This is a genomic window from Pseudorhodoplanes sinuspersici (assembly GCF_002119765.1).
GTDB lineage: Bacteria > Pseudomonadota > Alphaproteobacteria > Rhizobiales > Xanthobacteraceae > Pseudorhodoplanes > Pseudorhodoplanes sinuspersici.
Genome location: NZ_CP021112.1, coordinates 1,050,425 through 1,063,748, shown reverse-complemented (window position 1 = coordinate 1,063,748; position 13,324 = coordinate 1,050,425). Strand labels below are relative to the sequence as shown.

The window sequence follows — 13,324 nt, the reverse complement described above, 5'->3', positions numbered from 1 at the left end:
ACGCGCTTTCTTCACGCGAACCGGCCGTCGCCGGACGAAGCAGGCCATGGTCGGCGAAGGCCGGTGCCCACCTCGCTCGAAAACGCTTCTGTGAGGTCTTGCGCGAGTGGAAGGGGAATGGAAATGATATTTTCGATCGGGGTCATGCCCGTTCGGTTATGGCCATGCGGGCCGGTCACTGCAGCACCGCGTCGCGAATGGATTGCATCATCAGGGCAGCGGACGGCGCTGCTATCGTATCCGCCCTCATGGTGATGCCGACCGGTCCTTCCATGCTGCCGGAGGCAAGCGGAAGCAGGGCGATGCTGCCATTCTCGATGTCCGGTACGGCCGCGCCGCGGGGTGTGAACCAGATCGCGTCACTCTGGAGCAGATAGCTTCGCCCGAAACTGATCGATGTCGTTTCGACGATATCGTTCGACGGGGTGATGCCTTGCGCCAGCAGGAAGCGATCGGTTTCCATACGAATGATCGTGCCGTAATGCGGCAGCATCCACGGATAGTCGGAGATCATTTTCAGCCGGAAACGGGGTGTCGCGAGCAAAGCATGTCCCGATCTGACGGCGAGGACCAGCGGCTCGAAATAGAGTTGTTCGAACGACAGGCCGATCATGTATTCGGGCTGCGCGAGCCGGCCGAGCACGAGGTCGAGTTCTCCCAGCCGCAATTGATCGAGCAGATGCGAATTGCTGCCCATGACGATGCGCACATTGGTGTTGGGCGCGGTCTGTTTGAACAGATGCACGACTTTCGGCATCACCGACGCGGCGACATTGGGCAACACGCCGACCGCCACGGCAAGGCCGCCGGTATTCCCCGCAAGCTTGATGCTGTCGATCCCTTGCTGCAGCGAGGCGATGCTGGCGGCGGCATGTTGCAGGAAGACGTCGCCAAAGCGCGTCAGCATCATGCCCTTCTTGTCACGCAGGAAGAGCTTGACGCCGAGGGCGTCCTCCAGCTCCCGCAAGGTTTTTGACAGCGCCGGCTGGGTGATCGCCAGCGCATCGGCGGCGGCACCGACGCTGCGCAACTGGGCGATGGTGAGAAAACACTGAAGGTGACGAAAACGGATACGGATGTCGCTCATGCGCACGGCCGGACTAGATCACGATGACTTTGGATCGGATCGATCCAAAGTCATAAACGTGATCGATTCTCATACGTTAGAGCATGATGCCGAAAACCGTTTCACGCTTTTCGGCATCATGCTCTAGGGAAATAACCGGATAGTTATAGCAGGCCGGGAACCCGGGTGGCAGTGACCTGTGAACTGCGCCATCAGGGCGTCATGCCACCGTGTCTTCATAGGTGTTAACGAGAGATTCTCTTTTGATCGCTACGATGATGCCGAAATTCCGTCACGTGAACGGGTTGTAAACCATCCGCGCACCCGGCCCGTCTGAACGATACGAAAAAACAATGATCTGGAAACTCACCGCCGCCCTGCAGTCGCTGCTCAAGCAACTCCGGACCCACGAGAAATATCGGCCCGAGCGCCACTATATGCGTGGTCCCGGTCCCAAGGCGCGCGCGACGTCATCGGCCCAGCGCCCGTCCTGAGCGTCAGCCAGGGCCAGGCATGGCCTTGAAACGGCGTATTGTGACGTTTTCCCCAATTTCGAACGACATCAAGTCCTCGCCCACCACGAGTGGACCGTCATAGGTCTCGCGTGTGGCAGACACGAGGTCGTCAATGGTCATCGCGGGCACCCGCGGGCTCGCCAGCAGCACGAGATGAGTAAAGACGCCGAGCTTTGGTTGAGTGCGTGAAAAGACCCGTCCGGCTTCCTGCGGGGTCGTGTGATGAGCCATGATGTGCTGGATGCCCGGCTCGCCCAATAAGGCCGGCCGTACCGCCATGACCTCGTGCACAAGCAAATCGGCATTCGTGCCGTATCTGATGACGTTCTCGTTGTAGCGGGTATCGCTCGACAGCACTGCGGCGCGACCGCGATAGTCAAAGCGGTAGCCGTAGCACGGCTTGATGGCGTCGCCATGGTCCACTTCGAAGGCGGTGATCTTCAGACCTTCCTTCTCGTAAACGATGCCGTCGCGGTCGAATTCCTGCACCTCGACGGCGATGCCATCGCGCGGCACCTTCTCGTCAGCCAGCCGAATTGCGATATCCGCGGCATAAGCTTCTTCCAGCTTCGTCATCAGTGTCTTCGCACCGGTTGGTCCGGTGACGCGGAACGGAGATTTTCGCGATCCCCAGACCGGCGGCAGCCAACCCGTCAGCCAGAGATCGGGCACGCCACTGGTGTGGTCGGAGTGATAATGCGTGAGGAGCAGCCGATTGATCGCGCTGAGCGGGATACCCAATTGCCACAGCCGGATGGTCGCGCCGCGTCCGGCATCGACCAGAAGTCGCTGGCCGCCAGCTTCAACAAGCGTGCTGGGCCCGAAGCGATCCGGCGACGGAGAAGGATTTCCAGTGCCGAGCAGCGTAACGCGAAATTCCACTGACATGGAATGGTCTGCGTTCACTGCGGCAATTTCATCCCAGAGTCTTTCACAACCTTCGCCCAATGTGCGACTTGATTCTTCAACAGCGTACCGTATTCCTCTGGTGTGCCCCCCGCCGCTTCGGCACCGATCTTGGCGAGCGCGTTTCGCACATCGGGATTCGCCAGCGCCTTGTTGATGGCGCTGTTCAGCACAGCCACGATCTCTCTCGGTGTGCCGGACTTCACGGCAAAGCCGACCCAATCCTCGACCACCAGGTTTGGAAAGCCCTGCTCGACGATGGTCGGCACGTTCTTCATCGATTCCAGCCGTTTCGGGCCGGTGACAGCAAGCGCACGTAATTTGCCCGCGTGGATCAATTCGACCACAGGGAGCGTGGTCACGAACATGTAATGATTGGTACCGCTCAGGAGATCGGCGATCGCCCGAGGAAATTGCTGATAGGGGACATGCGTGGTCTGAACGCTGGTCTGGAGCTTGAACATCTCCCCGATCAGGTGTGCCGGAGTGCCAAAGCCGCCGGAAGAAAAGTTGAACTTGTCCGGGTTCGATTTCAAAATCGTCACGAGTTCGGCCACGTTGTTGGCCGCTATGCTCGGATGGACGACCAGCACGTTGTAGGACGTCGAAATCTTTGCGACCGGGGTCAGATCCCTGTCGATGCTGAACGGAATGTTGGGCAGGAAGGCCGGCGCCGCGGCGATCGGCACGCTCATCGCAAGGATTGAATAGCCGTCGGCGGGTTGCTTCACGACGTCGGCACCGGCGATCGTCATGACCGCACCGGGCTTGTTCTCGATCAGGACACGCCATCCATTGGCATTCTGCAATTCATTGGCGATCACGCGGCTGACGATGTCGGGCGGTGAACTAGGTGCTGTTGGCACGACGATGCGGATGACTTGTGAGGGATAGGACTGCGCGGAGACCGGACTGCCCAAAATTGTCAGCAACGCGACAGCCAAGAAGCCTTCAAACAGGTGCAATAGGAGCAGAGCCGAGAGGCCCCTCATTTTGCCAAAGGCGCTCATAGTCGTCCTCCACAATCGATTGTGTATGTGTAAGGCTGCGTCTCTTCTCCGGCATCTTCGACCAGCGCGCGCGCTTGCGATAATGATCTTTGTGTGTCGTTGTATATCGAGTTGATTATATTGCTCGATGGTTCATCGCTGCTACGGTTTCCCGGATTGCGGCGATCAGCTCCAGAGCTTGTCGCTGGACAGGCCTTCCCGTGCGCGATGTGATGCCGACAGGGCCGGTCATAGCCTCGGTATTGACCGGCAGCGCGCTCATGACCTTTTGCGAAAGGTCTGTTTCGACGATTCCCCGGGCCACGAACCAGACTGCATTGGCCTCCGCAACGTACCGGCGCGCGAAGGCCACCGACGTCGTCGCTTCAACGTAATTTCTCAGCTTCGCGATACCGTGGGATTGCAGAAAACGTTCAACTTCTTGACCGATAATCGTGTTGTGATGGGGGACGACGCATGGATAATCGAGGATCAGCGGCACGCGGAACCGCTTCATGTTTGTAAGAGCATGATTGGAATAGACCGCAATCACCAATGGTTCGACATAAAGCTGTTCGAATGTCAGCCCGATCATGCTCTCGGGGTTTGCGAGCCTGCCGACAACAAAATCGAGCTCGCCGAGCCGCAACATATTGAGAAGCGGCGCGTGCTCAAGCGCGACGATGCGGACAGGGATTTCAGGCAGCCTCTGCTTGAACATCATGGTGGCGCGCGGCATCAAACGTTCCGCAACTGTCGGCAATATGCCTACGGTCACGCCGACTCCGCTATTCTTGATGCTCTCGATCCCACTGCGAAGCGATGCGACACTCGCCGCGGCATGTTCAAGAAATATCTCGCCAGCCCGGGTAAGCAGCATGCCTTTCCTTGTGCGCTCAAAAAGCCGTGCGTCGAGGTCGTCTTCGAGTTCGCCAAGAGTTTTGGAAAGCGCCGGCTGTGTGATGGCCAGGGCGCTGGCCGCGGCACCGACTGTGCGATGCTGTGCGATTGCCAAAAAGCATTGCAGATGACGAAACCGAATATGGATATTGGTCATGTGAGGACCTCTCGAGGCTCGCTCACATATATATTCGACCGGTTATGCTACGGCGAGAGCATCCGGGCTTTCAAAGCCTGCGGCTTTTCAGAAATCGAGATCGGCGTAATGCGGCGCCGGCGGCAGCGCCGCTGACGTCTCCGCCAGAAGTGGCCGGAACGAAGGACGCGACTTCACCCGCGCATACCAGTTCTTGGCGTGATCGTTCTCCGACCACGGCACATCGCCGAGATAATCGATCACCGAGAGCTGTGCGGCGGCGGCGAGATCGGCATAGGACAGGTTGTCACCGGCGAGCCAGTCACGCTGTCCCGCGAGCCAGCCGACATAGGCGAGGTGATAGCGAATGTTCCGGCGCGCCGCGCGCATGATATCCGTGTCCGGTGGTCCACCGCCCTGCTGCTCGCGCATGTGGCGTTTGTAGACGCGCTCCGTCACCAGCGGGTTCGAGACTTCGGTGAAGAATTTCTCGTTGAACCATGCGAGCAGCCGGCGCACTTCGATCCGTTCCGAAATTCTTTTGCCCAGGAGATCGCGGCCGGTGCCGTCCTCGGTTGGGCCATATTGTTCGGCGAGATATTCGGCGATGACGCTGGCGCCGGGAATTGGCGGATAACCCTCCGCTACCATCACAGGCGTTTGCCCGGCGGGGTTGAGCAAAAGGAATTCTTCTCGTCTCTCCCACGCGCGTTCTTCGGCAAGCGCCGGCTCAACGGCGTATTCGCCGAGCGCAAGGCGGATGAAACGCGAATGGGGGCAGAATGGGTGGTGAAAGAGGGTCAGCATGCGGCCTTACGAATCGCGGCGATAATGCCACGCATCATGGTGTAAAAAGAGGCAAACTGTTGAATTGCATGAAACTTCGTTGCCCGCCAGACGGAACCGGGCCAGAAATATCAATCATTTCGATTCTTCGTTAGGCGATGAGCCGGGGCATTCATGAGTGATATGATCAAGGCAGTTATTCTCGGCATCGTCGAGGGTCTGACTGAATTTCTGCCCGTCTCGTCGACCGGCCACCTGCTCATGCTGGAGCGGTTTCTCGGATTTTCCGACGACGAATTCGGCAAGACGTTTGTGGTGCTGATCCAGCTCGGTGCGATCCTCGCCATTCTGTCGATCTATTTCGCCAAACTGTGGCGCATCTTTATCGGCATGTTTTCCGACCCGTCCGCGCGCCGTTTCGTGCTCGGTGTGCTGATTGCATTTTTGCCGGCGGCGATCATCGGTGCGGCGGCGCATTCGATCATCAAGGATTACCTTTTCAATGTCTGGATCGTTTGCTTCACGCTGATCGCCGGCGGCGCCGTGCTGTTATGGGTCGATCAGCTTGAGTTCAAGCCAAAATATTATGAAGCGACGGAGTTCTCGCTGCCGATGTATCTCGGCATCGGCATTTTCCAATGCCTTGCGATGATTCCCGGCGTGTCACGCTCGGGCGCCACCATCGTCTCGGCGATGCTGTTCGGCGCCGACAAGCGCTCGGCCGCGGAATTCTCGTTCTTCCTGGCGATGCCGACGATGGCCGGCGCCTTCGCCTATGATCTCTATAAAAATCACGGGCAGATGTCGTCGCACAACATCACGCTGGTCGCGATCGGATTCGTCTGTTCGTTCGTGGCGGGATTTTTCGTGGTGAAGACGTTCCTCAACTACGTCTCGCGCCACGGCTTTTCGCTGTTCGCATGGTGGCGCGTGATCGTCGGCTGTATCGGCCTCATCCTGCTGGCGCTCGGCTTCTGATTGCCGGACGCCGGGTATCGTCAGGCGAAGCGGCCGGTGCGGAATTGCCCAGTCTTGCGGAAGCGCCAGAGATAATTCGGCACAATCGCTTCGTACGCTGCCGGCACGATGCCGAAGGCGGACAATGTCCGGTTCTCGTGGATCGCGCGCGCCGACACGACATTGTCGTGGCGCAGAAGCTCGACCTGATCGGGTGTCAATAGCGGGTTCGGCAGGTATTGCAGGAACGATGCCTTCAGCTTCGCAAGCCCAAACGGCACCGGGAGGAGAAGCCGCTTGCGCTCGGTGGTCGCCAGCACAAACTCCATGAGCTCACGGAATGTTTTCACTTCCGGCCCGCCGAACTCGTAGGTGGTGCCAAAGCCCTCGTGCTTTTCGACCGCGGTGGCGATCGCTTCCGCAATGTCGCCGACGAAGACCGGCTGAAATTTCGTCTCGCCGCCGCCGATCAGCGGCAGGAACGGCAGCATGCGCGCCATCGATGCAAAGCGATTGAAGAACTCGTCCTCCGGGCCGAACACGATCGACGGCCGCACGATCATCGCGTCGGGTGACGCTGCGCGGACGGCTTGCTCACCCTTGGCTTTCGACTGAGCATAGAGTGACGATGACTTTTCATCGGCGCCGATCGCCGAGACGTGGATCACGCGTGCGCCGGACGCCGTGGCCGCGAGAGCGACTTGCTCAGCGCCGAAATGCTGCACGGCTTCAAAATTCTGGCGGCCGCGCTCGAACAGAATGCCGACGAGGTTGATGACGATATCGGCGTCCCGCACCGCAGCCTCGACCGAGCGCGGGTAGCGGAGATTCGCCTGCACGGCGGTGATCTGCCCGACGGTGCCGAGCGGCTGCAGAAAGCCGGCGAGTTCGGGCCGCCGCACGGCGACGCGAATGCGATAGCGCCGCTTGGCGAGGGCGCGCACCACATGGCGGCCAAGAAAGCCTGAGCCCCCGAAAATGGTGATCAGGGTGTCGGAATTGGTCTGCAAAGCCATGATTGCCGCCTTGGGGTCGCGCCTCTCGCGTCTTCCTGCGAGATACCGCAAGGTTTTTGACCTGTACAGGTGTCCTGTCGTTGACAATCACGGACCCGGCCTCTTATGACACGCCCATTGCCCAGGTGGCGGAATTGGTAGACGCGCTGGCTTCAGGTGCCAGTAGCTTAACGGCTGTGAAGGTTCGAGTCCTTTCCTGGGCACCAAAATACAAGATTCTCCCGCCGCGAGATCTGAATGACAATCCGTCTGCATCGCGGCGATCTGCCCGATCTCTCCCGCTACACAAGCGCTGTCGGGATCGACACCGAAACGCTGGGGCTCAACCCGCATCGCGACCGGCTTTGCGTGGTTCAGTTGTCGCCGGGCGATGGATCTGCCGACGTGGTGCAAATTCCGGCTGGAACCACTGACGCGCCCAATCTGAAACGGCTCTTGGCCGATCCGGCGATCCTGAAGATCTTTCATTACGCCCGCTTCGACATCGCGGTTTTGTTCAACACGCTGGGGGTCATGCCGGCGCCGCTTTATTGCACCAAGATCGCCTCCCGGCTGACCCGCACCTATACCGACCGGCACGGGTTGAAGGATCTGACGCGCGAATTGCTGGGCGTCGACATGTCCAAACAGCAGCAATCGTCGGATTGGGGTGCGGAGACCCTGAGCGAGGCTCAGGTGGCCTATGCGGCCTCCGATGTCCTCTATCTGCACGCGCTGAAGGACAAGCTCGACGTCATGCTGGCGCGAGAAGGCCGCGCCGATCTGGCGCAGGCCTGTTTCCGGTTCCTTCCGGACCGGGCCCGGCTTGACCTCCTGGGCTGGGGCGAACAGGACATTTTCGCCCATTCCTGACCTCCGCCGCCGTGTCAGGGCCATATTCCCAAGCGATTTTCCGGCAACTTGACGCTAGGATGCCTGGACGATTGTCGATTCCGGGCGGGACATTTCGTTTCTATGAACCGTATGCTTACGGGACCGGAGGACTGGGGTCAGCCGGGCCAACCCATTGTGGGAAAACGAAAGACGGTGATTGCCGGTGCCCGCCGGCATAGCCGGTATGTGCGTTTTCTTCGCCGCGCGGTGCCGGCGGTGCTGGTGCTGACGCTGCTCGGATTGGTGGCGGCGAATTATCTCAATCCGTTGCGCTGGCTGCGGGTGCCGACGCAGTTCGGTACGCTCGTTATTTCCGGATCGAAGATCACCATGGAAGCGCCGCGGCTGGCCGGCTACACCAAGGACCAACGCGAATATGAGGTCACGGCCGCAGCGGCATCGCAGGACACCAAGGCGCCGCAAATTGTCGAGTTGAAAGAGATCAGTGCGCGTATCGATATGGAAGACAAAAGCAAGGTGACGCTGACGGCGGTCGACGGCGTCTACGACACGAAGGGCGATTTGCTGACGCTCGGTCAGGAGATCATCATCAACTCGACGGCGGGTTATCACGGGCGGCTGACCGAAGCGCAGGTTGAGATCAAGAAGGGACGCATCCTGTCCGAAAAGCCGGTGCAATTGAAAATGCCGCAAGGCACGCTTGATGCCAATCGCCTAGAAGTCACCGAAACCGGCGCGGTGATCCGATTCGACGGCAACGTCGTCATGACGCTGACGCCCGAAGCGGTGAATCGCGGTATGCCGACGCAAACGGCGGCTCCGTCTCAGGCTACTTCGCAATGATGTTTCGATTTCGATTCCATCTGGTGCCGGCCGTGTTGGCCGCCATGTGCTTTGCAGGCACGGCGCCTGCACAAAACACACAAAGCACAGGCGTGCCGAACGCGCTGCAGGGCTTCTCGCAAAACCGCGATCAGCCGGTGAAGATCGAAGCCGCTTCGCTGGAAGTGCGCGACAAGGACAAGACCGCGGTCTTCAGCGGCAACGTCGTGGTCACGCAGGGCGACGTGATCATGAAATGCAAGGATCTCGTGGTTTTCTACGATCAGGACGATCCCAAGGGCGGCAAAGTTGCCACGAAAGGCACCATGAAAGCGGCCGAGCCGGGTCCCGGCGGCCGGCAATCGATCCGCCGGCTTGAGGCACGCGGTGGCGTGACCGTGATCCAGAAAGAGCAGACCGCGACTGGCGCGATCGGCATCTTCGAGATGAAGACCAACACCGTGACGCTGGAGGGTGGCGTGGTCATCACCCAAGGGACCAACGTCCTGCGCGGCGACCGGCTCGTCGTCGATCTGACGACCAGCGCCGCCAAGGTCGAATCGGCCAAGGGGCGTCCGGTGCAGGGCGTGTTTTCGACCAACAGCAAAGATGACAAAGGCGGTGGCCTGAAGTTGCCGGGCAGGGACTCCAAGGGCAGCGCGCCTAAATCTCGCCCCACTGGCAGTACCGGTAGTAATTGACGGTCAGGGCCGGGGGTCCGTTGCAAGCGCGATTCCGTCAGATTATGTCGGTAGCGAGCGGCTGGTCGGCCTGAAGGGGCTTTTGTGCTGGATATTTTCTCGTTTTTTCGCCGCAGCGCCAAGCCGCGCAAGCGCAAGCCTTCGGGCTCGTGGCGTGTGGAATTGGAGAAGATCGGCGGCTTGGTGAAAAAGGGGCCGCAGGCTGCGGCTGCGCCGAAGACACCAGGTCTGCAACCTCAGCTTTCCGCCGAGGCGCTGCAGGTCGAGCCGCTACGGGACGAATACCTGCTCCGTGACACAGGTGGTTTTCAGACCTTCCAGCATCCGCTGCATCCCGACACATTTGCGCAGGACGAGTATCGGCCCGAGCCGCCGCGGCAGCCGATGAACCGCCATGCGCCGCCGCCACCCCCGGGCTATGCGCCGCAGGCTCAACAGGCTCAATATGAGGCGCCGCCAAGGCCGCCGGCGGAGCCGCGCTTTACGCCGCCACGTCCGCGCCGGGCCGCGCCGGCGCAACAGCCAGCTTTGCAGGGCTATCTGGCCGCCCACAGCCTCGAAAAGAGTTTCGGCGCACGCAAGGTCGTGCGGGGGGCCAGCCTGTTCGTGCGGCGTGGTGAAGCAGTGGGGCTGCTCGGCCCAAACGGTGCCGGCAAGACCACGATTTTCTACATGATCACCGGGCTGATCAAAGCTGAGCGCGGCAAGATCGAACTCGACGGCAACGATGTCACCGCCTTGCCGATGTACCAGCGCGCACGGCTCGGCATCGGCTATCTGCCGCAGGAAGCCTCGATCTTTCGCGGGCTGAATGTCGAGGACAATATCCGTTCGGTGCTTGAGGTGATCGAGCCCGATCCCAAGCAGCGCGACCGCGACCTCGAAAACCTGCTCGACGAGTTCAACATCGGAAAGCTGCGTAAGTCGCCGTCGATCGCGCTGTCCGGCGGTGAGCGGCGGCGCGTCGAAATCGCCCGCGCGCTGGCGACCCGTCCGAGCTACATGCTGCTCGACGAACCCTTCGCCGGTATCGATCCGATCGCCGTCGGCGATATCCAGGTGCTGGTGAAGCATCTGACCCGCCGCGGCATTGGCGTGCTGATCACCGACCACAACGTCCGCGAGACGCTCGGTTTGACCGACCGCGGCTACATCATCTATTCCGGCGAGGTTCTCATGGAGGGCCGGGCTGAGGATATTGTGAACAACCCGGACGTCCGGCGGCTGTATCTGGGCGAGGAATTCCGCCTCTAAAGCGCGCTAACAGTGCTATCTGCCTAATGTCTAGACAGAACTTGCGCGGTTTTGGCACTACGCATTTACTCTCTCGTTACATTTTCTACATGCATAAATCATGCCGCTGAGGTAAAAGCGCGGCATGGCACTCACCACTCGCCTCGAATTCCGCCAAAGCCAGGCGCTCGTTATGACGCCGCAGCTGATGCAGGCCATCAAGCTGCTGCAGCTCTCCAATCTGGACCTGATGGCTTATGTCGAGGAGGAGCTTGAGAAAAACCCTCTGCTTGAGCGTGCGAACGACGATGACGGTCCCGCCGCGCCCCTTGAGGCTGCAGGCGAGGATACCGCCGGCGGCGGTCCCGATGGCGAGGTCGCCGGCGAATGGATGAACGGCGATCTGACGACCAGCCGGAACGCCATGGAGGACGAACTCGGAACGCGGCTGGACAACCTCTTTCCGGAAGATGGCGGGACAGGTCCTGGCTCGGCCCGCAACGACGATGTGACGGCGGCCCATTCGGAATGGGCGAGCGTTGGTTCGGGCGGGCGCGAGGATGGCGAATACAATCTCGAGGCCTTTGTCTCGACCGAGCAGACGCTGACGGATCACCTGGCCGGGCAGCTTTCGCTCGCCGTCATCGATCCGGCGCGCCGTATGATCGGACAGCATCTGATCGATATGGTCGATGAGTCCGGCTACCTCATCGGCGATCTGCAATCCGTTGCCGACAAGCTCGGCACCAGCCTTGCCGATGTCGAATCCGTTCTCACGGTTCTGCAGAGCTTCGATCCGGCCGGCGTCTGTGCCCGCAATCTCACCGAATGTCTTGCGATCCAGCTTAAGGAGCGCAATCGCTATGATCCCGCCATGGCAGCATTGCTGAGCCGGCTTGATCTTCTGGCGAAGCGCGATTTCGCGGCATTGCGCAAACTCTGCAGCGTCGGCGATGAAGACCTTGTCGATATGGTCACGGAGATCAAGCAGCTCAATCCGAAACCGGGCCTGGCTTTTGGCTCCGCGCCCGTGCAGCCGATCGTTCCGGATGTGTTTGTTCGTGCGGCGCCGGACGGCTCGTTCAATATTGAACTGAATTCCGATACGCTGCCGAAGATCCTGTTGAACCAGACCTATCACGCGCGCGTTTCGAAGACCGCGACGGCATCGACGGACAAGGCGTATCTCGCCGAGAAACTTCAGTCCGCGACATGGCTCATCCGTGCACTGGATCAACGTGCACGCACGATCCTGAAAGTGTCGGCGGAAATCGTGAAACAGCAGGATGCGTTTTTCGCACATGGCGTTCAGCATCTGCGTCCGCTCAATCTCAAGACTGTCGCCGATGCGATCTCGATGCATGAATCGACGGTGTCGCGCGTCACCGCCAACAAATATATGGCGACGACACGCGGTATCTTCGAGCTGAAATACTTCTTCACGTCGTCGATCGCAGCCTCCGATGGCGGCGAAGCGCATTCCGCCGAAGCCGTGCGGCATCGCATCAAGAGCCTGATCGATTCGGAAACAGCCGACGGCATCCTGTCCGACGATACGATCGTCGAAAAGCTGCGCGAGTCCGGCATCGACATTGCGCGCCGTACTGTGGCGAAATATCGCGAGGGCATGCGCATTGCATCATCGGTGCAGCGCCGGCGCGAGAAACAAAGCGCTGCGCTTGCGCGATAACGGGGCTGTCACAAAATGGAACTAATAAGATTCGCGCATATCGTGCATATCTCGCAGGAGTTCGGGGCATTGACGGGGCGTGGAGCCGTCCCTATGGTCCGCCGCTCTCCACTCCAACTTGGCTAATTATTCCGGCGGACCTGTTTCCAATGGCGCTTAACGATATTGTGGCAATGAACGCCGTCATCCCGGCGCTCAAAGTCAACGGCAAGAAGCAGGCGATTCAGGAGATTGCGGCGCGCGCTGCGATGCTTTCGGGTCTCAATGAGCGCACGATTTTCGAAACGTTGTTGCAGCGCGAAAAGCTTGGTTCGACCGGGATCGGGCACGGTATCGCGATCCCCCATGGCAAACTGCCGCAGCTCGATCGTCTGTTCGGGTTGTTCGCGCGTCTCGACCGTCCGATCGATTTCGAATCGCTCGATGGACAGCCTGTGGATCTGATCTTTCTGCTGCTGGCGCCGGAAGGCGCCGGTGCGGATCATCTGAAAGCGCTTGCGCGCGTCGCGCGTCTGTTGCGTGATCCCGACATCGCCAACAAGCTGCGTGAATCGCGCGATGCCGATGCGCTCTATGCGGTGCTGACGATGACGCCGTCCGCAGCGGCGTGACGTCGTCGTCGATGGTCTTTCTTAGAGTCGGAGCATGATCGAAAACCGGTATCGACTTCGCTCGAAAACGCTCTAACTCGCACGGCTTGCGCTTCAATGCCGGCAGAGACGATCCGGTCTGTTCTTTATAGAAGCTATAATCTATTGATATTGCAGCAATAT

At 59.9% G+C, this 13,324-nt stretch carries 14 protein-coding genes and 1 tRNA gene; 9 read left to right on the top strand and 6 right to left on the bottom strand.

What is annotated here, in order from left to right:
• Positions 1 to 175 precede the first annotated feature (175 nt).
• Complete coding sequence (gene pcaQ, locus CAK95_RS05300) at positions 176 to 1,087, bottom strand: pca operon transcription factor PcaQ (protein ID WP_086086985.1); 912 nt, start codon at positions 1,085 to 1,087, stop codon at positions 176 to 178.
• A 332-nt stretch (positions 1,088 to 1,419) separates the two neighbouring features.
• Between pcaQ (CAK95_RS05300) and CAK95_RS29570 the strand changes: the two genes are divergently transcribed.
• A complete protein-coding gene (locus CAK95_RS29570) occupies positions 1,420 to 1,560 on the top strand; it encodes a hypothetical protein (RefSeq protein WP_183044306.1) in 141 nt (46 codons plus the stop codon).
• Between the two features lie 3 nt (positions 1,561 to 1,563).
• Here CAK95_RS29570 and CAK95_RS05295 read toward each other — a convergent pair whose 3' ends face one another.
• The 4 genes from CAK95_RS05295 to CAK95_RS05280 form a co-directional block, all read right to left on the bottom strand.
• Positions 1,564 to 2,469, bottom strand: coding sequence for an MBL fold metallo-hydrolase (locus CAK95_RS05295; RefSeq protein ID WP_086086984.1), 906 nt, complete (start codon positions 2,467 to 2,469; stop codon positions 1,564 to 1,566).
• A gap of 14 nt (positions 2,470 to 2,483) precedes the next feature.
• A complete protein-coding gene (locus CAK95_RS05290; RefSeq protein WP_086086983.1) occupies positions 2,484 to 3,497 on the bottom strand; it encodes a Bug family tripartite tricarboxylate transporter substrate binding protein in 1,014 nt (337 codons plus the stop codon).
• Between the two features lie 115 nt (positions 3,498 to 3,612).
• On the bottom strand, positions 3,613 to 4,533 hold the full coding sequence (pcaQ, locus tag CAK95_RS05285; RefSeq protein WP_086086982.1) for a pca operon transcription factor PcaQ: 921 nt from the start codon (positions 4,531 to 4,533) through the stop codon (positions 3,613 to 3,615).
• A gap of 87 nt (positions 4,534 to 4,620) precedes the next feature.
• On the bottom strand, positions 4,621 to 5,319 hold the full coding sequence (locus CAK95_RS05280) for a glutathione S-transferase family protein (RefSeq protein ID WP_086086981.1): 699 nt from the start codon (positions 5,317 to 5,319) through the stop codon (positions 4,621 to 4,623).
• Between the two features lie 153 nt (positions 5,320 to 5,472).
• On the opposite strand from CAK95_RS05280, the gene CAK95_RS05275 reads away from it, so the two are divergent.
• A complete protein-coding gene (locus CAK95_RS05275; protein ID WP_086086980.1) occupies positions 5,473 to 6,276 on the top strand; it encodes an undecaprenyl-diphosphate phosphatase in 804 nt (267 codons plus the stop codon).
• 20 nt (positions 6,277 to 6,296) lie between these two features.
• Here the strand turns inward: CAK95_RS05275 and CAK95_RS05270 are convergent, their stop codons facing one another.
• Complete coding sequence (locus tag CAK95_RS05270) at positions 6,297 to 7,265, bottom strand: complex I NDUFA9 subunit family protein (RefSeq protein ID WP_086091201.1); 969 nt, start codon at positions 7,263 to 7,265, stop codon at positions 6,297 to 6,299.
• A 125-nt stretch (positions 7,266 to 7,390) separates the two neighbouring features.
• Between CAK95_RS05270 and CAK95_RS05265 the strand changes: the two genes are divergently transcribed.
• The 7 genes from CAK95_RS05265 to ptsN all read left to right on the top strand — a co-directional run bounded on the left by CAK95_RS05265 (position 7,391) and on the right by ptsN (position 13,162).
• Positions 7,391 to 7,477 (top strand) — tRNA-Leu (locus CAK95_RS05265).
• Between the two features lie 31 nt (positions 7,478 to 7,508).
• Positions 7,509 to 8,123 (top strand): ribonuclease D, encoded by a 615-nt coding sequence (locus tag CAK95_RS05260; RefSeq protein WP_086086979.1) that lies wholly within the window; start codon positions 7,509 to 7,511, stop codon positions 8,121 to 8,123.
• A 102-nt stretch (positions 8,124 to 8,225) separates the two neighbouring features.
• Positions 8,226 to 8,948, top strand: coding sequence for an LPS export ABC transporter periplasmic protein LptC (lptC, locus tag CAK95_RS05255; RefSeq protein WP_086086978.1), 723 nt, complete (start codon positions 8,226 to 8,228; stop codon positions 8,946 to 8,948).
• Entirely contained in the window at positions 8,945 to 9,628 is a 684-nt protein-coding gene (locus CAK95_RS05250; protein ID WP_086086977.1) for an LptA/OstA family protein, read from the top strand. Before lptC ends, CAK95_RS05250 begins: the two co-directional genes overlap by 4 nt.
• A gap of 84 nt (positions 9,629 to 9,712) precedes the next feature.
• Positions 9,713 to 10,882 carry an LPS export ABC transporter ATP-binding protein gene (lptB, locus tag CAK95_RS05245; RefSeq protein WP_245303636.1) on the top strand — a complete coding sequence of 390 codons (1,170 nt, stop codon included), beginning with the start codon at positions 9,713 to 9,715 and terminating at the stop codon, positions 10,880 to 10,882.
• 124 nt (positions 10,883 to 11,006) lie between these two features.
• Entirely contained in the window at positions 11,007 to 12,551 is a 1,545-nt protein-coding gene (gene rpoN, locus CAK95_RS05240; protein ID WP_086086976.1) for an RNA polymerase factor sigma-54, read from the top strand.
• A 149-nt stretch (positions 12,552 to 12,700) separates the two neighbouring features.
• Positions 12,701 to 13,162, top strand: coding sequence for a PTS IIA-like nitrogen regulatory protein PtsN (gene ptsN, locus CAK95_RS05235; RefSeq protein ID WP_086086975.1), 462 nt, complete (start codon positions 12,701 to 12,703; stop codon positions 13,160 to 13,162).
• Positions 13,163 to 13,324: the final 162 nt, after the last annotated feature.